Origin of the sequence: Histophilus somni, assembly GCF_014202395.1 — a bacterium.
Taxonomy (GTDB): domain Bacteria; phylum Pseudomonadota; class Gammaproteobacteria; order Enterobacterales; family Pasteurellaceae; genus Histophilus; species Histophilus somni.
In genome coordinates this window covers 29,391-51,099 of the sequence record NZ_JACHGQ010000008.1, presented here as the reverse complement: position 1 = coordinate 51,099, position 21,709 = coordinate 29,391, and the positions used below count along the sequence as shown (strand labels likewise).

At 37.1% G+C, this 21,709-nt stretch carries 21 protein-coding genes, 3 tRNA genes, 1 other RNA gene and 2 pseudogenes; 21 read left to right on the top strand and 6 right to left on the bottom strand.

Going from position 1 to position 21,709, the window contains the following annotated elements; translation table 11 throughout:
• The first annotated feature begins 15 nt into the window (after positions 1–15).
• Positions 16–1,806 carry a beta-glucuronidase gene (uidA, locus tag HNR69_RS06620; RefSeq protein ID WP_075293432.1) on the top strand — a complete coding sequence of 597 codons (1,791 nt, stop codon included), beginning with the start codon at positions 16–18 and terminating at the stop codon, positions 1,804–1,806.
• Between the two features lie 317 nt (positions 1,807–2,123).
• Here uidA and ssrA read toward each other — a convergent pair.
• Positions 2,124–2,490, bottom strand: a transfer-messenger RNA (tmRNA) gene (gene ssrA, locus HNR69_RS06615).
• A gap of 125 nt (positions 2,491–2,615) precedes the next feature.
• The gene (locus tag HNR69_RS06610) at positions 2,616–3,023 is read right to left on the bottom strand and encodes a hypothetical protein (RefSeq protein ID WP_075293431.1); all 408 of its coding nucleotides are present in this window, start codon (positions 3,021–3,023) and stop codon (positions 2,616–2,618) included.
• 404 nt (positions 3,024–3,427) lie between these two features.
• Between HNR69_RS06610 and gdhA the strand changes: the two genes are divergently transcribed.
• The 5 genes and pseudogenes from gdhA to hda all read left to right on the top strand — a co-directional run bounded on the left by gdhA (position 3,428) and on the right by hda (position 8,688).
• Entirely contained in the window at positions 3,428–4,777 is a 1,350-nt protein-coding gene (gene gdhA, locus HNR69_RS06605; protein ID WP_011609493.1) for an NADP-specific glutamate dehydrogenase, read from the top strand.
• 193 nt (positions 4,778–4,970) lie between these two features.
• A pseudogene (locus HNR69_RS06600) lies at positions 4,971–5,797 on the top strand (class II glutamine amidotransferase).
• Between the two features lie 139 nt (positions 5,798–5,936).
• On the top strand, positions 5,937–6,563 hold the full coding sequence (gene upp, locus HNR69_RS06595) for a uracil phosphoribosyltransferase (RefSeq protein WP_075293430.1): 627 nt from the start codon (positions 5,937–5,939) through the stop codon (positions 6,561–6,563).
• A 101-nt stretch (positions 6,564–6,664) separates the two neighbouring features.
• A complete protein-coding gene (locus HNR69_RS06590; RefSeq protein ID WP_075293429.1) occupies positions 6,665–7,906 on the top strand; it encodes a uracil-xanthine permease family protein in 1,242 nt (413 codons plus the stop codon).
• Positions 7,907–7,992: 86 nt separating this feature from the next.
• Positions 7,993–8,688 (top strand): DnaA inactivator Hda, encoded by a 696-nt coding sequence (hda, locus tag HNR69_RS06585; RefSeq protein WP_012341146.1) that lies wholly within the window; start codon positions 7,993–7,995, stop codon positions 8,686–8,688.
• A gap of 117 nt (positions 8,689–8,805) precedes the next feature.
• On the opposite strand, the gene trxA is transcribed toward hda, so the two are convergent.
• Together trxA and HNR69_RS06575 are read right to left on the bottom strand one after the other, a co-directional pair.
• Complete coding sequence (gene trxA / locus HNR69_RS06580) at positions 8,806–9,129, bottom strand: thioredoxin (protein WP_011609498.1); 324 nt, start codon at positions 9,127–9,129, stop codon at positions 8,806–8,808.
• Positions 9,130–9,293: 164 nt separating this feature from the next.
• Positions 9,294–10,403, bottom strand: a complete 1,110-nt coding sequence (locus HNR69_RS06575; protein WP_075293428.1) for a methionine biosynthesis PLP-dependent protein — start codon at positions 10,401–10,403, stop codon at positions 9,294–9,296.
• Between the two features lie 314 nt (positions 10,404–10,717).
• Here HNR69_RS06575 and HNR69_RS06570 point away from each other — a divergent pair.
• The 10 genes and pseudogenes from HNR69_RS06570 (at position 10,718) to HNR69_RS06525 (ending at position 17,973) form a co-directional block, all read left to right on the top strand.
• Positions 10,718–10,793 (top strand) — tRNA-Gly (locus tag HNR69_RS06570).
• An 11-nt stretch (positions 10,794–10,804) separates the two neighbouring features.
• Positions 10,805–10,878 (top strand) — tRNA-Cys (locus HNR69_RS06565).
• A gap of 23 nt (positions 10,879–10,901) precedes the next feature.
• A tRNA-Leu gene (locus tag HNR69_RS06560) sits at positions 10,902–10,988 on the top strand.
• 134 nt (positions 10,989–11,122) lie between these two features.
• Positions 11,123–11,637: pseudogene (locus tag HNR69_RS06555) on the top strand (ParA family protein); the annotation flags it as partial.
• On the top strand, positions 11,558–12,898 hold the full coding sequence (gene dnaB, locus HNR69_RS06550) for a replicative DNA helicase (RefSeq protein ID WP_260157003.1): 1,341 nt from the start codon (positions 11,558–11,560) through the stop codon (positions 12,896–12,898). The pseudogene HNR69_RS06555 and the gene dnaB, both read left to right, overlap by 80 nt.
• Positions 12,888–14,594: a ParB family protein gene (locus HNR69_RS06545; RefSeq protein WP_075293427.1), complete on the top strand. Its 1,707-nt coding sequence runs from the start codon at positions 12,888–12,890 to the stop codon at positions 14,592–14,594. The genes dnaB and HNR69_RS06545 overlap by 11 nt, the downstream gene beginning before the upstream one ends.
• A gap of 10 nt (positions 14,595–14,604) precedes the next feature.
• Positions 14,605–15,156 (top strand): DUF2857 domain-containing protein, encoded by a 552-nt coding sequence (locus tag HNR69_RS06540; protein ID WP_011609865.1) that lies wholly within the window; start codon positions 14,605–14,607, stop codon positions 15,154–15,156.
• Positions 15,157–15,318: 162 nt separating this feature from the next.
• On the top strand, positions 15,319–16,548 hold the full coding sequence (locus tag HNR69_RS06535; protein ID WP_081376612.1) for an STY4528 family pathogenicity island replication protein: 1,230 nt from the start codon (positions 15,319–15,321) through the stop codon (positions 16,546–16,548).
• A 109-nt stretch (positions 16,549–16,657) separates the two neighbouring features.
• Positions 16,658–17,272 (top strand): PFL_4669 family integrating conjugative element protein, encoded by a 615-nt coding sequence (locus HNR69_RS06530; protein WP_075293426.1) that lies wholly within the window; start codon positions 16,658–16,660, stop codon positions 17,270–17,272.
• Between the two features lie 182 nt (positions 17,273–17,454).
• Positions 17,455–17,973, top strand: coding sequence for a hypothetical protein (locus tag HNR69_RS06525; protein ID WP_075293425.1), 519 nt, complete (start codon positions 17,455–17,457; stop codon positions 17,971–17,973).
• 210 nt (positions 17,974–18,183) lie between these two features.
• Here HNR69_RS06525 and HNR69_RS06520 read toward each other — a convergent pair whose 3' ends face one another.
• On the bottom strand, positions 18,184–18,483 hold the full coding sequence (locus HNR69_RS06520) for an addiction module antidote protein (protein ID WP_012341122.1): 300 nt from the start codon (positions 18,481–18,483) through the stop codon (positions 18,184–18,186).
• 954 nt (positions 18,484–19,437) lie between these two features.
• Here HNR69_RS06520 and HNR69_RS06515 point away from each other — a divergent pair.
• From HNR69_RS06515 to HNR69_RS09765, 5 genes are all read left to right on the top strand, one after another.
• On the top strand, positions 19,438–19,656 hold the full coding sequence (locus tag HNR69_RS06515) for a hypothetical protein (RefSeq protein ID WP_012341117.1): 219 nt from the start codon (positions 19,438–19,440) through the stop codon (positions 19,654–19,656).
• Between the two features lie 296 nt (positions 19,657–19,952).
• The gene (locus HNR69_RS06510) at positions 19,953–20,135 is read left to right on the top strand and encodes a ribbon-helix-helix protein, CopG family (protein ID WP_075293424.1); all 183 of its coding nucleotides are present in this window, start codon (positions 19,953–19,955) and stop codon (positions 20,133–20,135) included.
• A gap of 303 nt (positions 20,136–20,438) precedes the next feature.
• On the top strand, positions 20,439–20,660 hold the full coding sequence (locus HNR69_RS06505) for a RepB family protein (RefSeq protein WP_075293423.1): 222 nt from the start codon (positions 20,439–20,441) through the stop codon (positions 20,658–20,660).
• Positions 20,629–20,910 carry a hypothetical protein gene (locus tag HNR69_RS06500; protein ID WP_135026463.1) on the top strand — a complete coding sequence of 94 codons (282 nt, stop codon included), beginning with the start codon at positions 20,629–20,631 and terminating at the stop codon, positions 20,908–20,910. The genes HNR69_RS06505 and HNR69_RS06500 overlap by 32 nt, the downstream gene beginning before the upstream one ends.
• A 115-nt stretch (positions 20,911–21,025) precedes the next feature.
• Complete coding sequence (locus HNR69_RS09765; protein WP_041604971.1) at positions 21,026–21,229, top strand: helix-turn-helix transcriptional regulator; 204 nt, start codon at positions 21,026–21,028, stop codon at positions 21,227–21,229.
• Positions 21,230–21,524: 295 nt separating this feature from the next.
• Here the strand turns inward: HNR69_RS09765 and HNR69_RS09610 are convergent, their stop codons facing one another.
• Positions 21,525–21,641, bottom strand: coding sequence for a TnpW family protein (locus HNR69_RS09610; protein WP_081376611.1), 117 nt, complete (start codon positions 21,639–21,641; stop codon positions 21,525–21,527).
• Positions 21,642–21,709: the final 68 nt, after the last annotated feature.

The following is a 21,709-nucleotide window of genomic DNA, read 5'->3' as shown; positions in this document are numbered from 1 at the left end:
CAAAGGAGAAAATATATGTTATATCCAACGTTAACAAAAACAAGAAGTTTATATGACCTTAGTGGTTTATGGCAATTTAAACTAGGAGAGCATAATCCCGAAAAGGATTTATCACCAGAAGAAGTAATGGTAGTACCAACTTCCTTTAATGACGTGGTGGTTGACAAAGATAAGCGTAATTATATTGGAGATTTTTGGTATGAGCGTTGGGTGGATATTCCCAAATTAGCGGAAAATGATGAGTTAGTTTTACGCTTTGGTTCGGTAACTCACAATGCCAAAATTTATGTTAACGGTCGAGAACTTGCTTCTCATAAAGGTGGATTCACTCCGTTTGAGGTAATTATTCCAAAGGATCTTTACCAAGAAAATCAAATAAAAATCTCTGTCTGTGCCAATAATATCTTAGATTACACCACACTTCCTGTTGGTAATTACATTGAAGAGACTCAAGAAGATGGCAGTATTAAAAAAGTGGTTAAAGAAAACTTTGACTTCTTCAACTATGCAGGAATTCATCGCCCCGTAAAATTAATGGTACGTCCTAAAATTCACATTTCAGATGTTACCATCGTCAGTGAGCTTTCAGATGACTTAAAGACGGCAAAACTTTCTATTGCTGTTGAAACATCAAAGGCAGTTGACACAATCCAAGTAACTATTCTTGATGAAGATCGTCAAGTAGTTGCACAATCAAGTAACGGGCATATCACTCTCGAACAAGTACGCTTATGGGAAGTTTTAGATGCTTATCTTTATACCGCACATATTGAGCTACTTGTTGATGGTAAAGTTGTTGATACCTATGATGAGCCATTTGGTGTACGTAGTGTTCATGTGGCAGATGGTCAATTCTTTGTCAATCAAAAACCTGTTTATTTTAAAGGTTTTGGAAAACATGAAGATACTTTTATCAATGGTCGCGGTTTAAACGAAGCAGCAAACTTGATGGATATGAACCTTTTGAAAGAAATTGGTGCCAACTCTTTCCGAACCTCACACTATCCTTATTCTGAAGAAATGATGCGTCTTGCAGATCGCATGGGAGTTTTGGTAATTGATGAAATTCCAGCCGTTGGACTTTTCCAAAACTTTACCGCTTCTCTTGATTTAAATCCCAAAGATAACGGAACTTGGTCTGCTATGAAAACCCGAGAAGCACATGAACAAGCGATTCAAGAATTGGTAAAACGTGATAAAAATCACCCTTCAGTTGTCATGTGGGTAGTAGCAAATGAACCAGCCAGCCATGAAGCAGGTGCTCATGATTATTTCAAACCATTAGTTGCTCTTTATAAGGAATTGGATCCGCAAAAACGTCCTGTTACCTTAGTCAATATTTTACTGGCAACGCCAGAGCGTGATGAAGTAATGGATTTGGTAGATGTCATTTCTTTGAATCGATACTATGCTTGGTATGTAGATCATGGTGATTTAGCTAAAGGAGAAGCTGGACTTCGTCAAGAGTTGTTAAAATGGCAAAGTAAATTCCCAGATAAACCAATTCTTATGACAGAATATGGTGCAGATACTTTACCTGGTTTACATTCTATGTGGGATATTCCTTATACCGAAGAGTTTCAATGTGATTTTTATGCTATGAGCCATAGTGTTTTTGACAGCATCCCTAATCTTGTTGGGGAACAAGTATGGAATTTTGCAGACTTTGAAACAAACCTTATGATTTACCGTATACAAGGAAACCATAAAGGGCTTTTCTCACGCAATCGTCAACCAAAACAAGTCGTTAAAGAATTCAAAAAACGCTGGACCGCTATTCCAAACTACAATTACAAGAAAAAGTAATTTAATTTGGAGATAAAAACGAGAAGCTAGTTATGATATAACTAGCTTCTAATAGAGTTAATTAGTCAAATTTTAACATCGCCAAACTTAGTTTTTCAGAACAACCCTTAGCCATCAATTAGTAAATGTTTTTCTTTCGGTTTTTCTTTAACATCTTAACAAGATGTACCATAAACCTTCTAAAAGCCAAATAAATTTTGTTAATAAAATTAAGTTGTTAACAAATTTCACTAAAAAGATTAAAAACAAAAAGTTACGCCAAAATTGGCATTTTCAATGCGGTTCAAAATGTCTAGAAATTTTCTTTTCGAATGATATGGTGGAGCTGGGGGGAGTTGAACCCCCGTCCGAAATTACTCTACCTTCAGTCCTACACGTTTAGTCTAATCTTTAATTTCGTAAATTGACTGCGGACAGACACGCCATCAAAAAACTAGCTTTATTCAATTTAATGCTTCGATCCTAAAGCGGCGGCTTCAACACGATCTCGTTTGGATTTGACTCCACTTTATCCCCGTCTTACGAGCGAAAGCTAGGGAGTGAAGGCTATGAGCAGGTTATTAAGCTGCTAAAGCGTATTGTTCGTCGTTTGCGACTATTGTTTTGCGGTTTATTTACGAGGCCTACCGCACCTCGACGTGCACCTTGGGCTTCGCTAATTCCGTCGAATCCAAAATCAGCCCCAAAATTCTGACTGATTCTAACAAATTTGGATAAAAAGACAAACTTAATCTCAATTTATCAAGAAAAAAGGCTAGAAAACAATCATTCTAGCTCTAATCATTAAAGAAAATCTAACCCAATATAGACTATTTTTCTACTGCACTTTTTATCTCAGTCGCCATCTCTTTAACTTCCATTACTTTTTCTGACATAGCTTCTTTAGCTGCTTCAACTTTCTCAGCTGCTGTCTCTTTAATTTCCGTTACTTGTTCTGACATAGCTTCTTTAGCTGCTTCAACTTTCTCAGCTGCTGTCTCTTTAATTTCCGTTACTTGTTCTGACATAGCTTCTTTAGCTGCTTCCACTTTTTCAGTCGCCATCTCTTTAACTTCCGTTACTTGTTCTGACATAGCTTCTTTTGTTTCAGCAATTGCTGTTGATACACTTTCTTTTGTACTTTCTGCTTGCTGAGAAACGTTGTTGTCTTTATCAAAACAACCAGTCACAGTTAAACTCGTGCCTAATACTAATGCTGTTAATAGTGCTTTTTTCATAATAACTCCTAAAGTAAAAATAGTTGCAAAATAATTTGCCCATATAGTGTGTAATAAATTTCTTCAAAATGAAACTAATATTTACATTTTTTACTTAACATATAAAGATAAATATAGTCTCCAGTTTTTATTTTGCTGTAAATTCTTCAATTTAGAATATATAAGTGCGGTAGTTTTTTCCTCCTGCTTTTTGATATTACTTCTATCAACCCAACTAAAATCAAAATAAATTTAAAATATACACAATTATTTTAAATAAAATTTAATATTTAAATAGTTTTTTAATTTTTTTAATAATTTTAGTTGCAATGTTTTGATATTTTATTGCATATTAATCGCGGGCTGATAAAGGCTCTCTATATAAATAAGCAAACAAAACATTTCAATTAAGAAGGAAACAAATTATGTCAGCAATCGTATCGTTAGAAGATTTTTTAGCAAAAGTAGAACAACGTGACGGTCATCAACCAGAATTTTTGCAAGCAGTACGTGAAGTATTCACTTCCATTTGGCCATTTTTAGAGAAAAATCCAAAATATCGCTCTGAAGCTTTATTGGAGCGTTTAGTTGAGCCGGAACGTGCATTTCAATTTCGTGTCGCTTGGACAGATGATAAAGGTCAAGTGCAAGTAAACCGAGCATTCCGAGTTCAATTCAATAGTGCGATTGGACCGTTTAAAGGTGGAATGCGTTTTCATCCATCTGTAAATTTATCTATTTTAAAATTTTTAGGCTTTGAGCAAATTTTCAAAAATGCTTTAACTACCTTACCAATGGGGGGTGGTAAAGGTGGTTCCGATTTTGATCCTAAGGGTAAATCAGATGCGGAAGTCATGCGTTTTTGTCAAGCATTAATGGCTGAATTATATCGTCATGTCGGTGCAGATACCGATGTACCGGCAGGTGATATCGGTGTAGGTGGACGAGAAGTAGGTTATCTTGCAGGATATATGAAAAAATTATCTAACCAAGCAGCTTGCGTGTTTACCGGTCGAGGTTTGTCATTTGGTGGCAGTTTAATTCGTCCGGAAGCAACAGGTTATGGTTTAGTTTATTTTGCTCAAGCTATGCTTGCTGAAAAAGGACAATCTTTCGCAGGGAAAACAGTAGTGGTTTCCGGTTCAGGTAACGTTGCTCAATATGCTATCGAAAAAGCCTTGCAGTTAGGGGCAAAAGTTGTCACTTGTTCTGATAGCTCCGGCTATGTTTATGATCCTGAAGGCTTTACACAAGAAAAATTGACCGCACTTTTAGATATTAAAAATGTAAAACGTGGTCGTGTTAAAGATTACGCTGAACAATTTGGTTTGCAATACGTGGAGGGAGCTCGTCCTTGGGGAGTGAAAGCGGATATTGCACTACCTTGTGCAACCCAAAATGAATTGGAATTATCCGATGCACAACAATTGATCGCCAACGGGGTTCAACTTGTTGCAGAAGGTGCCAATATGCCAACAACAATTGAAGCTACCGACGCATTCTTGGAAGCAGGCGTTTTATTTGGACCTGGTAAGGCGGCAAATGCCGGTGGCGTTGCAACTTCCGGTTTGGAAATGGCACAAAGCTCACAACGTTTATACTGGACAGCTGAGGAAGTTGACGAAAAATTACACCGTATTATGTTGGATATTCATGCAAATTGTAAAAAATACGGTACTGTCGAAGGGCAAGAAAATATTAACTATGTTGTAGGTGCAAACGTTGCAGGCTTTGTTAAAGTAGCTGATGCAATGTTAGCACAAGGTGTTTACTAATCCTTATCATTTTATATTAAACCTTCTTATTTGCTTACCGCACCTTGTGAAAACTTGGTGCGGTAAGTTTTTTCAGCTATTTTATGTAACTAATTGATCTAAGATCCATGTTGATTTTTAATCTGTATTTTTGTTAAATTCATACTCATTGTGTAGATAAAAAGACATAAAATTGGGTTAAATGAAATAAATTATGTGTCAACTTTTAGGAATGAATTGTAATACCCCAACAGATATTGTTTTTTCGTTTGAGGGATTTCGTCGAAGAGCAGGATTAACTAATTGTCATTCCGATGGTTTCGGAATTGCTTTTTTGAGGGAAAAGGAATTCGTGTTTTTCGCGACAATCGTCCCGGACATTCTTCTCCCATTGCTGATTGTATTAAACAATACAACATAAAATCTTTAAATGTTGTTGCACATATTCGTAAAGCAACACAAGGAGAAGTCAATATTGAAAATACTCACCCTTTTATTCGTGAACTTTGGGGAGAAAATTGGGTTTTTGCTCATAATGGCAACTTAAATTCATTACCCGATATGACAGAAAGTCTTTTTCAACCGATAGGCTCGACGGATTCCGAAACAGCATTTTGTTATATGCTTAGCCAACTAAAGAAACGTTTTCCCAAAAAGCCTAATGAACAAGATATGTTTAGTGCAATTCAAAAACTCACACAAGAATTAACACAGAGAGGCACATTTAATTTTATCCTATCTAATGGTGAGTGGATGATGGCCCACTGTTCAACAAATTTACACTATCTCACTCGTAAGGCACCTTTCGGAAAAGCACAACGCATAGACGATGATAATATTATTGATTTTCGTGACTATGCAAAAGAAACAGATAAAGTAACAATTATTACAACGTTCCCACTTACCAAAGATGAACATTGGAATAAAATGGAATCTGGCGGTTTTGTGATGTTTAAAGAAGGTGATAAAGTAGCAGAAATCTTAGGCATAGCATCTGAAATCATTGATGACGGCACTCTAGGCATGCAACAGTTTGCCTAAGGTAAAATAAATATTCTGCAGCTGCATATTGCAGTTTTTTTATTAAAACATTCTTTCAATACTATTAATTTTAATCAAGATCATTTAGAATTCCGCCGTTTGGATTTTTTTACATAATCGATCAATAAGGAAACATGCGATGAAAATTGTTGAAGTTAAACATCCACTAGTAAAACATAAACTAGGTTTGATGCGAGTTGCGGATATTACTACAAAAGATTTCCGTGAATTAGCCACTGAAGTGGGAAGCCTGTTGACTTATGAAGCCACATCAGATTTAGAAACTGAAAAAGTGATAATTGATGGTTGGTGTGGTGCTGTTGAAATTGATCGAATTAAGGGTAAAAAAGTCACTGTCGTTCCTATTCTTCGTGCCGGATTAGGTATGATGGACGGCGTATTGGAACATGTTCCAAGTGCCCGCATCAGTGTAGTGGGTATGTATCGTGATGAAGAAACTCTAGAACCAGTTCCTTATTTTCAAAAATTAGCAAGTGATTTAGATGAACGCTTAGCAATTGTTGTTGATCCTATGTTAGCCACTGGGGGTTCTATGATTGCGACTATTAATTTATTAAAAGCAAAAGGTTGTCAGCATATTAAAGTCCTAGTCTTAGTTGCTGCACCTGAAGGGATCAAAGCTTTAGAGGCTGTACATCCTGATGTTGAATTATATACTGCATCAATTGATAGCCATTTAAATGAGAATGGCTATATTATCCCGGGATTAGGCGATGCAGGTGATAAGATTTTTGGTACGAAATAAGACCAAAATACAAAGCGGCAATTAATGCCGCTTTTTTCCGCGTAATCTATTGGAAAATAGACCGCACTTTTAGTTAATTCAGACAGAGAGTTGAAACTTAAATGACAAATCAAAATATCCCCGTAGAAATTTCGGGCAAAATCAAACAAGCTTTTATTGGCTTGCAAATGTTATTCGTTGCATTCGGTGCATTGGTATTAGTTCCATTAATCACAGGATTGGACGCAAATACTGCCTTATTAACCGCCGGAATTGGTACATTGCTTTTCCAACTATGTACCGGCAAGAAAGTGCCGATCTTTTTAGCCTCTTCTTTTGCTTTTATTGCACCAATCCAATATGGTGTAGCCTCATGGGGAATTCCGGCAACAATGGGTGGTCTTGCTTGTGCAGGACTTGTTTATGTTGCCTTAAGCCTGTTGGTTAAATTACGTGGAGCGGGGGCTTTACAGAAAATTTTTCCTCCGGTTGTTGTTGGACCCGTTATTATCATTATCGGATTAGGACTGGCACCTGTGGCTGTAGATATGGCGACCGGCAAAGGCAGTAACTATGAATATGGTGATGCGGTTCTCGTGTCAATGATTACGCTATTGACTACTTTAATTGTGGCTGTTTTTGCCAAAGGTATGATGAAATTAATACCGATAATGTTTGGCATTGCGGTGGGTTATATCTTGAGTTTATTTATGGGATTAATCGATTTTAGTCCTATTACCAAAGCATCTTGGTTTTCCTTACCGAATTTAACGACACCAGAATTTAAACTGGAAGCTATCTTATATTTGCTACCAATAGCGATTGCACCGGCAGTTGAACATGTTGGCGGTATCATGGCTATCAGTTCTGTAACCGGCAAAGATTTCTTAAAAAATCCGGGGTTACACCGCACTTTATTAGGTGATGGTCTTGCAACATCTGCTGCATCACTATTAGGCGGTCCACCAAATACCACTTATGCAGAAGTAACTGGTGCAGTAATGCTAACCCGAAATTTTAATCCGACTATTATGACTTGGGCAGCAGTATGGGCAATTGCAATTTCATTTTGCGGCAAAGTTGGAGCATTCCTATCTACGATCCCCACCTTCGTTATGGGCGGAATTATGATGCTGGTTTTTGGCTCTATTGCCGTCGTTGGGATGAGTACATTAATTCGTGGTAAAGTTGATGTGACGGAAGCACGTAATTTATGTATTATTTCTGTGGTTATGACTTTTGGAATTGGTGGAATGTTTGTCAATTTAGGAGAATTATCCTTGAAAGGGATTAGTTTATGTGCCGTTGTCGCTATTATTCTAAATCTCATTTTACCATCGGCTAAAAATCAAATAGAAGACTAAAATTTACAAGATTAATAGGAATAGGTTCACCTGTTCCTATTTTTTCTGTATTATGAGTCAACTTTACTATCAAATGGAATTATTTTTTGAGCCAACAACTCCCTTTGCCTATTCATCAAATAGACGATGATACCTTAGAGAATTTTTGTAGCGACAATAATTTATTGTTACTCGGTTCATTACGTAAAAATTTTATTCAATTATATCAACCTTTCTTTTACATTTTTGGAGGAAAAAGTACAGGTAAAACTCATTTGCTTAAAGCGTGTTCCAATTATTTTTTAGCATCGCAACGCAATGCGATTTATATTCCATTGAGTAAAGCACAATATTTTTCCCCTGAAGTTTTGGAAAATTTAGAACAGCAAGAGTTGGTTTGTTTAGATGATTTCCATGCAATAATAGGAAATCATGAATGGGAATTGGCTATTTTTGATTTAATGAATAGAATAAAAGAGAGCGGGAGTACATTACTGTTAATAAGTGCCAATCAATCTCCAGTGAATTTAAATATCTCTTTACCCGATCTTGCCTCACGATTAAGTTGGGGAGAAATTTATCAGCTAAATCCACTAAATGAACAACAAAAAGTAGAAGTGATAAAACGCAATGCCCATCAACGAGGGATCGAATTACCTGATGATACAGCTAATTTTTTATTAAAACGTTTAGATCGTGATATTAAATCTTTATTTGATACATTAACTTTATTAGATAAAGCCTCATTACAAGCACAACGTAAGTTGACTATTCCTTTTGTGAAAGAAATATTAAATCTTTAACCGTTACCAAAGGTAATGTTTTATGATTTTATATACGATTTAAAGGTGTAATAGACAAAATAGCTTAAATCCTTTTGAGATTTAAGCTATTTTAGTTCGTCTTGCTTAAGCTACATATTAGCTATTTTGGTTGATAAAATTTACTAATTGATTTTTTGGTAATGCACCAACCTGAGTTGCGACAGCCTTACCTTCTTTGAAGAATATTAATGTTGGAATGCTACGCACACCAAATTGAGCCGGTGTCGCTTGATTTTCATCAATATTAATTTTAACAATTTTTACCTTATCACCTAATTCAGCTGAAAGTTCCTCTAGAATAGGTCCAATCATACGGCAAGGACCACACCAAGGAGCCCAAAAATCTAATAATACTGGAATATCTGATTTTAATACATCAGTATCAAAAGTCGCATCTGTTGTATGTAATACTTCACTCATTTTTATTTTTCTTCCTTTTATTGTTTGGGATTTATTATTTCCAGTTAGAGAGTATAAAGATAAATCTCCGCTTTTCAAGTGAAAAATCACAACATAAACCACGACAAATTACTTACGTATGATAAGTTGCGACTTTTATTAAATCTTGATCTATTAAAGTGCGGTTACTTTAGTTGAGAAAATGCCTGCAATAAATCCGCTTTAATATCTTCTACATTCTCCAATCCTACAGAAAACCGTAGTAAACGATTGCATACACCTCGAGCAACACGTTCAACCTCAGGAATATCCATATGCGTTTGTGTCGCCGGATACGTAATGAAACTTTCCGTACCGCCTAAACTCTCAGCAAAAGTAATTAACTTCATTGCTTTAAGAAAAGGATTTACCCAATTTTCATTTTGAAGACGAAAAGATAGCATCCCTCCTTTATTTGGATATAACACATCTTTTACTTGTGGCTGTTCTCTTAAAAAGTTTGCCAATTCCTGTGCATTTTTCTGATGACGTTCCATTCGCAATGCAAGTGTCTTCATGCCTCGAATGGTCAACCAAGAATCAAAAGGTGATAATACGGGACCTGCACCATTTTGAATATAATATAAGCGGTCACAGATCTCTTGCCCTTTGGCAACAATTAACCCTACTAATGTGTCATTATGACCAGCAATATATTTTGTTCCACTATGAATAACAATATCTGCACCATGTTCCATTGGTCTAAATAAAACAGGAGTTAAAAAAGTATTGTCTACAATCAATAGCAAATTGTATTTTTTAGCTATTTTCGCAATTTCTGCCACATCACATTCTTCCATTAACGGATTCGATGGCGTTTCAACAAAAATCGCCTTTGTATTCTCAGTGATTGCCTTTTCAATTTCTTCACTTGAAGCTGTATTGACATAAACAGGCTTAACACCATGCGTATTCTTATGGGCAAAATCCAATAAACGATAAGTTCCGCCATAAACATCGCTGGAAACAATCCATTCATCAGGTGACGCAAATAAGTTCATCAATAATTGAATAGCCGCCATTCCTGAAGAACAGGCAAATCCACGATCTCCACCTTCTAATTTTGCAATTGTTTCTTCTAATACCGTTCTCGTTGGATTTTTAGTGCGGGTATAATCAAATCCCGTACTTTCACCAATTCCATGATGAGCATAAGCAGTGGAAAGAAAAATCGGCGTAGATACCGCACCGGTTCTTTCATCTGTTCTATTACCTGCCTGAGCCAGTAATGTATCTAGAGCATATTGTTGTGTCATAACTTCACCTAATTAATCTAAGAAAAACGACCGCACTTTTAGCTATATTTTATTATTGTACGACATAATAGGATTGCATTGTTGCACAAAGTTTCCAGTGATTAAAGAATATTTTCTATATCATTAAAATAGATAAATGAAATAAGTGATAGTGATGTACTAAAAACAAACACATTCTGTATAAATTGTATTCTTAAATACCTGTTTTGAGTTTTTTTTCATCAATTAACATATTTTTTCAAAAGAATTGTTGACAGTTTTTCATAACGAAGTAAAATGCGCACCACTGACAGCGAATGTGTTGCAGCGAAAAAGCGGGAATAGCTCAGTTGGTAGAGCACAACCTTGCCAAGGTTGGGGTCGCGAGTTCGAGCCTCGTTTCCCGCTCCAATTTACGCTACGGCGTGTTAGCAAAGCGGTTATGCACTGGATTGCAAATCCATGTAGCTCGGTTCGACTCCGGGACACGCCTCCACACATAACCGAGTCGGAACACTCGCCCGAGTGGTGAAATCGGTAGACACAAGGGATTTAAAATCCCTCGGCTTTCGAGCTGTGGCGGTTCAAGTCCGCCCTCGGGCACCATTAAAATCAAGTTTTTAGCATAAAATTTGATTATCCTATTAGTCTTATTAACCCTATTAGTTCTAAGAGTAGCTTCTATACATAGTGATTTCAGCCAATACTTTCTTATTTTTCTTGTACAAGTGAGTATGATTATGAACATTAGTCAAGCTGTTACTAAAAAACCATTCATCATTACCGTTGCTTCAACCAAAGGCCGTTCGGCAAAAAGTACAAATGCGGCGAATATTGGTGCGTTTTGTGCAGATCACGGGTTAAAGACCTTGTTAATTGATACCGATACACAACCAACGCTCAATGCTTATTTTGCCTTAGATTATGTCGCACAGGGTGGTATCAGTTTTTGACCTATCAAGATGTCGATCCTACCCGTATTATTTCAAAAACAACCCTACCGAATTTAGATTTAATTCAATCCAACGATCCCACAAATAATGTCAGCCAAATGCTACACAATGCCCCTGATGGTGCAATATGGTTTAGCTTTCTACTGAAAAAGCTCAAAGGCTATGATGTGATTATTGTGGATACACGTGGAACTTGGGATATTACGGTAGATATGTCTGTGCTTGCCGCAGATTTGTTATTTTGTCCTATTTTGCCACATATTTTATCCGCAAAAGAGTTTATTCGCTGTACGATGGGGATGTAGCAAGAATTTCTATCTTATACAACATCGCTATATTTTTGAAGCTATCGCATCACTTGTTAATCACAATAAAGCCGTCGATATGCTCACAGTGTCAGAATATTGCAAAGAAAAAGGCATGTTGGAAGAAGTCGGTGGACTGGCTTATTTAGCTGAAATAGCACATAACACGCCATCGGTTGCTAATATTGTAGCTTATTCTGAACTTGTCAAACAATATAGTCGGCAACGTCAATTTTTAGCCTTGGGACAGTTTATTTTAAGTGAAATGGCGGAGCCTAAGAATGCAGAAAAATTGGCAACGCTTGCAGAGCAGATTGAACAGCGATATACGCAAATTTCGTTAAATCAAACAGATAAAAGTGCGGTGAAATTAGCAGACATTTTTTCGCAAATGTTCGACAAGATGGAGCAATCCACCTTAAATGCGGATCCTGTTACAGGCACGCCATTGGGTATCCAACAAATTGATGAATTAACTACCGGCGGGCAAGCGGGGGAATTGATCATCATCGCTGCCCGTCCTGCGATGGGAAAAACCGCTCTTTCCCTTACGGCAACGGCAAGTATTTTGGATAAGATGACGGACCAGCCTGTATTTTATTTCAGTCAGGAAATGCCCGCAGATCAAATTCTACAACGTTTTACGGCAATGAAATCAAGGGTAAGCCTGCAAAAGATTCGCCGAGCGACAGAGCTTAAGGTAGAAGATTGGAGCAAACTTTCCGACTCGGTGGGTCGTATCCAACGAGACTGGAACAAGCGTTTAATTATTGATGATGAAGGGGCATTAACGATCCCTCGATTACGTAGTAAAGTGCGTCAATATAGCCGACAATATGGCTTGCCTGCGGCGGTTTTCATTGATTATCTCCAATTAATGCGAGGTACCGGCAGAATAGAAAACCGCCACCTTGAAATCACTCAAATTTCAGGGGCGTTGAAGGCGTTAGCCAAAGAGTTGGGGCGTCCTGTTTATGCTCTTTCACAGCTCAATCGTAGTTTAGAACAACGTACCAATAAACGCCCTGTCAATGCGGATTTACGTGAATCAGGCTCGCTTGAGCAAGATGCTGATGTGATTTTGTTTATCTATCGTGATGAAGTCTATCACCCGGAAAGTGTAGATAGAGGGCTAGCTGAAATCATTATCGGCAAACAACGTAATGGACCATTAGGGAGTGTGAAATGCCGCTTTTATGGTGAGTTTAGTTTATTTGAAAATGAAATGAATTTAGGTAGATATCGCTATGAACACTAAAAACAAAAAATTATCAGATGCCGTGGCACGGAATTTAAATGTTACACCAATGGTGAATACTTCGCCTTCTTATGTGGGAGCGACTGCGACACATTACCCTACAACTTCTCAATACATTACGGTAACGTTGGATAAATTACGTCCTTATGAGCATAATCCACGCAAAACCCGTAATCCTAACTTTGAGATGATTAAAGAATCTATTCGACGTCGTGGATTAGATCATAAGCCCAATATTACCCAACGCCCGGGCGAGCCGTTTTATATTATTGCAGACGGAGGGAATACGAGGATTCAAGCCTTAAAAGAGTTATTCAGCGAAACCCAAGATCAGCGTTTTTGGGCGATTGAATGCTTGTATAAACCTTGGAAAGGTGAGACGGCAGATAGTGTGGAAGCGGAACTTGATTTGCTGATCGGTCATTTAATTGAGAATGACACCCGTGCAGATTTAACCTTTATTGAGAAAGCATTGGGGATTCAGCAGGCGAAGGAGTATTACGAGAAAAAACTTGGGCATTCATTATCCGCTCGAGAACTTTCAAGTGAATTGGAAAAAGATGGGTACATTATTCACTATACAACGCTTTCTAAGATGGAGCGTTGTGTGGCATATTTGTATCCATATATTCCTGATGTTTTGTTTAATGGATTAGGAAATAGCCCGATTGATAAACTCTTAGCCATTCGTAATAACGCCCTTGAAGTTTGGCAACAATATCAATTTGAGACTGACATTGCCTTTGAAGCTATTTGGCAAAATAGTCTTTCTCGTTGTAATGATGATAATCCCTTTAATGTGAAAACCTTTCAGGATGCGTTAATTAATGAGATGACGGATGCTTTTGAGGGCAAAGTCAGCTATGAAATGCTCTATATGGAAGTGGATTTGGATGAGCGTAAATTTCAGAAATTAGCGAAAAAGCAACAAGAAATTGATGCCCAAATTCAGCATAGTGAAGAAGATGTGGCGAGATTTCAGCAACAGCAATTGGAAAAATCCCTTTCCGAGCCTGTTCAACGTATTGAGATGACCGAAACAGAAAGTACAAGTGCCATTTCTCCAGTCTCTGATGAGTATGCTGAAAATGTAGAAAAAAATGACCGCACTTTCGTGGAAGATGTCAGCATCGATAATTTAGAGACCGAAACAGTAAATGACATTATGAATACTGTAACAATCGATGAAATTTCTATTTCTGAACCAACCCAAGATCTCGCCAGGCAATTTGCCCAAAATTACGGTATTACGCCAGGAATGAGCATTCAGGCTCAACGTGAGCAACAAGCCATTGCAAATGGGTTGGAATTTGCTTGTGTTGGTCGTCAACCTGTTTCAGATATTTGGCAAGTGTACCCAAGTCGTCAACATAAAGCAGAAGCTTATTCTCTCGCCTTGGATATTGCCGAGCAGTTTGGGATTGATGAACTCGTTGAACACGTTGTGAACAATCCTGTCGATTACAGCTTTCAGATGAAAGCCGTAGACGGTTCTTTAAAAGACGACACACAACGTACCATCTACGAACTGCTCAGTATGTTGCAAACACAGGATTTAACCTATTCAGAAGCCTGTTTTCTTGATACGGCATTATTGTTAGGTTCGGCAGATCGAGAACCTAAAATTGATGATGTTACCTTGGTGAAATTATTTCGACTCATTCGTCTTGTTCGCTATTTGCGAGCTTCAGCTTAATGGAGGCATTATGCTTGATAATTTAAACAAAGTGATTTTAGACCATATTGTCAATAATATCCGCGAAGGCAATGTGAATACCTGTCATCACCTTGGGTTTTCAACGGCAGAACTTAGCGAAATCCAACAGTTAAGCATTGATGAAATGTACGATATTGCTCAATCTAAAGTGCCGATTGCGGCGATTAATATCGACCATAGTGCCTTTTGGAAAATGGTCAAAATGGCACAAGTCAATTCACAAGAACGAATGATTATTGATCGAGCCTTACTCCTTGGAGCATCCATTCAAATGTTGAATACCTACTTTGGTTTGAGCACCACGAAAGTGTCGGCAAGACGTAGTTTGCTGGGGATTCGTGAAGAACCGGGACGAAAAGCTACAACCACTGATGAGCAAAAGACACGTTTATGGGAACTATGGTGTCAACATAAAGGCAGTATTCAGAATTTAGAGTCAATGGAAGGTCTGGAATTATTAATGCTATTTGCGGAAGAAACGCAAATTAATTTGACTGCGATTTGGCGTGCTGTTGATCCTTGGTATCGTAATAAAAAATAACAAAAAATTCCCCCGAGGTGAGTATCAGGCACATCGGGGGATAGAGGGGTTACAGTATTACTGACTTCCCTCATTTCTTTTGTTAAGAAAGCAAAAGCATTATAACGAAATATAAACCCAAAACAATCGAAATAATTAAATACAGGTTTTGGAGAATTAAAAATGACAATTTTTGAAAAACTTACCACACCGAACAAAACAGAACAGGGCTTACTCTTTTTTGGAAATCAGCATGAAACCGTGCCGACAAGGCTACTTTATGATCCCTGTTTAACGCCGCGAGCCAAATTTGCTTGGCAACTGATCAAGCATAAGGCAAGAGAGTTTCAAGGGGGATTATTTCCATCTTACGAAGTATTGGGGAAACTGCTTTCAGATAAACCTTACCTGAATGCGAGCCTATCGCGTAAAACTGTCAGTCAAACCTTATTATTGTTACGCTTAACACGATGGTTGACCCTTTGTGAAACGGTGCGTAATGAATTAGGGCAAGTAAAAGGAAATGTCTATTTATTGCACGATGAGCCTATCCCCATATTAGATGCGATTCAACTTAACGAAGATTATCTCCATTTATTACATTCTGCGACAAAACATAAAGACATCGTGGTGAGAGGTGTTGCGACGCATATTGTCAATAATATTCTTTCAGATAAAACCCAATGGCACTATGTTTCACATATTGATTGGATGCAAGCCCGTTATCAAGATTATTGTTCTCGTTTTGGAAATGAAAAAGAGGCTGATTTTTCTTATTTAAATTTAGATACTGTGCAGCAGAATTTGCTGAGTTCCAATAAGGAACGCAGTGAAAACAGTGAGGAACTCAGTGAAAAAATGAGCAATTTGCCGAGTTCCATTAAGGAACTCAGTCAAAATACCCCAAGTTCCAATAGGGAACTCAGCCAAGAAAAACAGGGTAAGTCTTTGATTTTAGACTCAGTTCCATTAAGGAACTCAGTGAATCAGTACAAGTACAGTACAGTATTTATAAATAAATACAGTACAGGTACACCGGAAGAAATTGATTGGACACTTAACTTAAACCACTTTGAGAAACGTACTGTTGCCAAAGCAATGGAAGGGCTTGATTTAGGGCTGTGCCAAGCCATTTTGTTTGAAGCGGGTGAACGCCTTGAGAAAGGGACTATTAAGAAGCCACAGGGATATTTACTGAGCCTAGTGAGAAAAGCTCATTTAGGACAATTTAACCCCTATTTACTTGAACAATATTTGAGCCAGTGTAATCTATCAATGATGAATAAATCACTGACACACATTACTGTGCCAGAGCGGGATAAAACACCACCGCCATCATCTGTGCCAACATTGGAACAGCGGAAAGCACGTGCCGAAATGATACGTAATTTAAAAACGCAGCTTTTGAATTAAGTACAAAAATTAACCAGTGTAGAGGGACTCTACAAAGTACAAAATTTAACCAGTGAAGGGGGACCCTTCAAAGTACAAAAATTATTAACCATAGAATAGGAGTATCCGTATGACAACCACCGATCTTCAAAATCAACGACCAGGACCGCTACGCAGTGCACCTGAAATTACGATCAACACCCATCATGCCTCTAAATTATGGGTAGGTCGTGCAGCCGTGCGAAATGAGCAAGGCAAAATTATCCGTGCAGGGATCATCAGTATGCCGAATTGTTTGAGTTTATTAAGTCAAATTCAACGTGCGGCAGCGAATAATGACCCTTATGCTGATGATTATTTACTACGGTTTGAAACCAAGGTGCTGGGTTATCGTCAGGAAATGCAACAACTTGTAGAAAAAGTGAATTACCTTTATAGTGAGCAAATCCCTTCGGCATTCCATATGGAAAACAGTGTCAGTATTGAACCAGCTCGTTATGCACTGACCTTTAATTCTCAACTTGGCTATCAATTAATCTTCCTTTTCTTGAAATTTGATGAGCTTGCTTGTGCGGTGATGGCAGCTTCGCATATTGCCTTAATGACACGTAGCGAGGCTTCAGATTGGATTGAAGCAGGTGCTAAATTAATCCGTCAGTGTTTTGGGTTGGTTGAGAGGGTTCATCTGCTTCGAGGGTTCAAGCCTTATACAATAAGGGTTCTTGTTTTTAAAACTATCTTTTAGGGATCATTTGGTATTCTGCTTTTTTGTTATGCGTAAATATTTGATCAGATAAGAAGAATAAAAAAGTGAAAAATTTTCATAGAAAACGGCAATAATACAAATTTTATTAAAGTAGTTAGTTTTTTGTAATGGCTGAACTTGTTAAAATATGCATGAAATTTATACAAAAAAGGGAGATAAAAATGAGTTTCCAACTACATAAAAAACTGGCGGATCTAAAAGATAGCAATAGAAAATTATTTGAAATGCGGAGTAATGTTATTCAGTCTAAAAAAAGATTGCTCCTTCAGATTTTACAAGATGAAGTAAAAGACTTTCTGAAAACACTTGAATTCTCAGTAACGGCTATCCCGGAACAGAATACCATTCTAGCTAATTACAAAGGGCAAATGAACATAGAAGTAAAATTCTCAAATTCAGAAGAATTTATATTTGGTGCGGACATCTTGGTAAATGTTGATTACCTAAAAAAAGAATTTCTATTAACTGTAAATTTAAAACGTCAATCATTCCAGCCAATTTTAGAAGAAGATATAGAACAAGCAATAGAACAATATACCAAGCTCAATGCACATCTTGAAGAACTTGACACAAAGGATATAGACGGAAGTTATAAGCTATATCTAAAACAAGATACTCTTCAGCTGATACCATTTCCAAATATCAAAGAAGCACTTAAAAAAATCTTACAAGTCGAATAAATCACAGCCTGCATATTGCGGGCTTTTTTATTATAAAAATATTTATATATGAAATTAAATTAGGAAAAATAGGAAAAATAGGAAAAATAGGAATTTTTAAAATGAATATGTTAAAAATCAATACTTTAATAAAATTGAGTGTTCCTATTTTTTCCTATTTTGTTCCTATTTTTATCCTAAAAATAGGAATGGCACAGAAAAAAACGGCATTTAAGCCGTTTTTACCGTAGGAATGAGATCAATATTTAAAGCATTTAAGATTTTACGCACAGTTTCAAATCTCGGCTTATTGCTTGAAAGAGTTTGATAAAGGCTTTCACGAGCAATCCCCGCTTTTTTCGCAATATCATTCATGCCTTTTGCTCTAGCCACAGTATTGAGTGCTTGAATAAATTCTTCATCATTGCCATTCTTTAATGTCTCCGCAAGATATAAAGCGATCAACTCATCATTTTCTAAAAATTCTGCAGCATCAAAATCAGTCACTTCTATATTGTTTTGTTCACTCATTTTCATCATCTCCTAATTGTTTAAATTTTTCTAATATCACTTGGGCATCGCTTATATCCTGTTGCTGAGTTTTTTTATCTCCACCGTTTGTTAGCAAATAGATAATATCCTCAATTTTTGCGTAATGTAAAAAACCCAACTGAAATGGCTGGGTCTTTACTGGAAATAATTAATATTGGCGTATTAATTACTATGTGCAGTTCTCCATCCGCTGTACACAATACCTACAACATAGAAGAACACCTTTGAAAACGGTAGTCTATTCTAAAACAGATTGTACGGTATTGTCCATAGATAAGTGATGGCAACTTATCAAATGGAGATTAGTCTTATGGCTACGACTATTTGTTCTAAATGTGGCTGTGTTTGCCCTATTATTTTCAGATGGACTCGTGAAGATCCAAAAACTGGAGCAATTATCAGAGCAAAACATCGACCAATGCCAATTCCACTATGTGGATGTAAATAAATAAGCACCCTTAGGGGTGCTTTTTTATTATAAAAACATTTATACATGAAATTAAATTAGGAAAATTAGGAAAAATAGGAATTTTTAAAATGAATATTTTAAAAATCAAAAACTTAATAAAATTTAGTGTTCCTATTTTGTTCCTATTTTTTAGGAATTTTGTTCCTATTTTTTAGGAATTGAGGAGAAAAAAGAGAAGAAAAACAAAGGAAATAAAAAAGATAATGCTTGTGATTAGTATATTATTGCAATATACTAATCACGTTTTCGCAATAGGGCGGAAATAAGAAGAGCGGCTTTCACCGCTCAACTAAAATAGGAACTGGATTATGTTGGTTAAAGTATTAATCCTAGTTATCTTTATCTTAGTAAGTTTACCCGCTTACTAGATAAGTAGCTAAAGTCCTAGCGGTGAATTTACCCGCACCGCTAGGCAGTTCCTAATATACAACCACCGACTAACAAAATCAAGTAAGGAGAAAACAATGGCATACGCAAAAACAGAACATTCACGCAAATTAAGAATAAAAACAGCGAATGAATGGAATAAAAAGCGCCTAGAGGCTGGTATTGTCAAACGTATCACTATGCAATTTGCCACCGAAGATGCAAACGAATTAGATGCTATTGCACAAGAACTAGGTCTATCAAGACCGCAAGCAATTAAAAAACTTTGTGAAATGTATAGAGAGAGCAATAAATAACAAAAAAACCGCACCCAAAAAGTGTGGTATTTTTTCAAGAAATACTTGTATTAATATTAGTTATCTAATATAATGAGGACATCTAGCAAGGGGCTAGAAACAAGAACGCCCCGACTTGTTCAGTTACGGGGCATTAAATGGAGCTAGGATATGCTAATCAAAATCATCATCCTAGTTGTCTTAATAAGCATAAGCCATAACGCTTACTAATTAAGATAACAAATGTTAGGGAGGGTGCCTCCTCCCTAACAGCTCCAATCTTAAACAACCCACTTAAAAAAATCAAGGAGAAAAACATGGCAACCACAAACGCTGAACGAGTTGCAAAATCTGATGCAAAGCGAGGGATTAAACTTAAAGCCTTTAAACTCCCGCTAGAAGTGATAGAAGAGATAGAACAAATAAGCCAACAAATGGGCATACCGCAAAACCAACTTATTATCCAAGCACTAGAATGTTTTAAACAAGCCAACAAATAACAAAAAAACCGCACCCAAAAAGTGCGGTATTTTTTTCAAGAAATACTTGCTTTTATTATATAAGTCTATATAATATAAAACATCTGGCAAGGGGCTAGAAACAAGAAACCCCGGCTTGGAGAAACCGGGGCAACTTAGGAAATAGAAGATGAATCCATGGTTAATCATCATTCTAATCATCCTATTAGTAATAAGCCAATCAGCTTATTAGGATGACGTAAGTCCTAGCGGGTGCGACCGCTAGGCAGTTCCTAAACTATACAACTTCAACTTTTAAAAATCAAGTAAAGACAGGAGAAAACCATGGCAAATTCAAACACAGAACATAGTAAAAAGCTCAGAGCACAAACCGCAAAAGAACGCAATCAACGCCTAAAAGCTGAAGGCAAACTACGCCAAATTAGCATGCTTATCAATAGCGAACTGGCGGACCAATTCGATGTAATCGCCAAAGAACAAGGCAAAAGCCGTCCGGAAGTGCTTAAAATGCTCATTGAGCTATACCAACAAAAAAAACAGAACTAACCGCATCGCAGGGGCAAATGGCAAACCGCCAAGCCCCCGCATTGCACAACATCAAATTAATTTCATCAAAACCCTATTATATCTCCATTACGATATTAAAACCCCACAACAAGCCCGCAACGCCTTACGCAATGGCAAGCTCGGGCAAGACCTCGAACGCCTAAGAAATCAACATGGCGATATACTGGCAAATCTCAATATGGCAATCCCCTCCGATGTAACCCTTGAGAACTGGTACAACCAAGCCTAACGCCAATCAAAAAAAGTATCTTGGCAAATTTGCCAACCCAAACCTACTTAAACGGCTAACATAGCCACGAACAGAAAACAGAAAAGACAGGAAAAACCAACCAACAAGGAGGACTATGCAAGAACCCGTAATACAAGTCAGCTGCTACATGCGAACCCGAGAAGTTTGTCAATTTCTCAACATAAGCCGTTCAACGCTCTACAAATATTGCCAACAGGGAATAATCCCCAAACCGCAAAAAATGGGCAACATTCCCATTTGGGATAGAGAAAACCTGATCGCATGGCAAAAACAGCAAATAAAAAAAGCCCCGGCGTAGTGCATAACCGGGGCAAACAAGGAGAAATACCAAGGAAATTATTATGAATTTTGTTTTATTAAGAGATAGATAAGAGATAAATAAAAAGCAAGAGGAGCTTCCCCTTGCTTTTTTTATTACAAATAATTCACGGCAAAGTAAAAGTCACGTAAAACGCACTCCCCCACCCGCGTTTTTTTGTCAAAAATTGACATTTTTTCATTTAATTTACACCAAAAAAAAGCCCTCGTTCCCTTATTTACAAGCAACCAGAGCTATTTTTTAGTTTCCCCTGTAACAAATTGTCAAGGACTTTCTAATCATTTTTATCACTTTTTTGATGTTTTTCACTCTCCATTTCTCTAAGCATTATGCGTTTCAATTTATCTTGCATAGTTTCAGTAGCACTTTCATTAAAGTGGACAAACCTCATAGGTTACTTTCCCAATCTTTTTTATCGTCTTTGTTCCTGTATTATTTTCTTGCATATCTTCCATCCTT

What these genes read in the sequence shown, in the direction of transcription:
- uidA (WP_075293432.1), top strand. Translation starts at nt 16, where the DNA reads ATGTTATATCCAACGTTAACAAAAACAAGAAGTTTATATGACCTTAGT.
- HNR69_RS06610 (WP_075293431.1), bottom strand. Translation starts at nt 3,023, where the DNA reads ATGAAAAAAGCACTATTAACAGCATTAGTATTAGGCACGAGTTTAACT.
- gdhA (WP_011609493.1), top strand. Translation starts at nt 3,428, where the DNA reads ATGTCAGCAATCGTATCGTTAGAAGATTTTTTAGCAAAAGTAGAACAA.
- upp (WP_075293430.1), top strand. Translation starts at nt 5,937, where the DNA reads ATGAAAATTGTTGAAGTTAAACATCCACTAGTAAAACATAAACTAGGT.
- HNR69_RS06590 (WP_075293429.1), top strand. Translation starts at nt 6,665, where the DNA reads ATGACAAATCAAAATATCCCCGTAGAAATTTCGGGCAAAATCAAACAA.
- trxA (WP_011609498.1), bottom strand. Translation starts at nt 9,129, where the DNA reads ATGAGTGAAGTATTACATACAACAGATGCGACTTTTGATACTGATGTA.
- HNR69_RS06575 (WP_075293428.1), bottom strand. Translation starts at nt 10,403, where the DNA reads ATGACACAACAATATGCTCTAGATACATTACTGGCTCAGGCAGGTAAT.
- HNR69_RS06545 (WP_075293427.1), top strand. Translation starts at nt 12,888, where the DNA reads ATGAACACTAAAAACAAAAAATTATCAGATGCCGTGGCACGGAATTTA.
- HNR69_RS06540 (WP_011609865.1), top strand. Translation starts at nt 14,605, where the DNA reads ATGCTTGATAATTTAAACAAAGTGATTTTAGACCATATTGTCAATAAT.
- HNR69_RS06535 (WP_081376612.1), top strand. Translation starts at nt 15,319, where the DNA reads ATGACAATTTTTGAAAAACTTACCACACCGAACAAAACAGAACAGGGC.
- HNR69_RS06530 (WP_075293426.1), top strand. Translation starts at nt 16,658, where the DNA reads ATGACAACCACCGATCTTCAAAATCAACGACCAGGACCGCTACGCAGT.
- HNR69_RS06525 (WP_075293425.1), top strand. Translation starts at nt 17,455, where the DNA reads ATGAGTTTCCAACTACATAAAAAACTGGCGGATCTAAAAGATAGCAAT.
- HNR69_RS06520 (WP_012341122.1), bottom strand. Translation starts at nt 18,483, where the DNA reads ATGAGTGAACAAAACAATATAGAAGTGACTGATTTTGATGCTGCAGAA.
- HNR69_RS06515 (WP_012341117.1), top strand. Translation starts at nt 19,438, where the DNA reads ATGGCATACGCAAAAACAGAACATTCACGCAAATTAAGAATAAAAACA.
- HNR69_RS06510 (WP_075293424.1), top strand. Translation starts at nt 19,953, where the DNA reads ATGGCAACCACAAACGCTGAACGAGTTGCAAAATCTGATGCAAAGCGA.
- HNR69_RS06505 (WP_075293423.1), top strand. Translation starts at nt 20,439, where the DNA reads ATGGCAAATTCAAACACAGAACATAGTAAAAAGCTCAGAGCACAAACC.
- HNR69_RS09765 (WP_041604971.1), top strand. Translation starts at nt 21,026, where the DNA reads ATGCAAGAACCCGTAATACAAGTCAGCTGCTACATGCGAACCCGAGAA.
- HNR69_RS09610 (WP_081376611.1), bottom strand. Translation starts at nt 21,641, where the DNA reads ATGAGGTTTGTCCACTTTAATGAAAGTGCTACTGAAACTATGCAAGAT.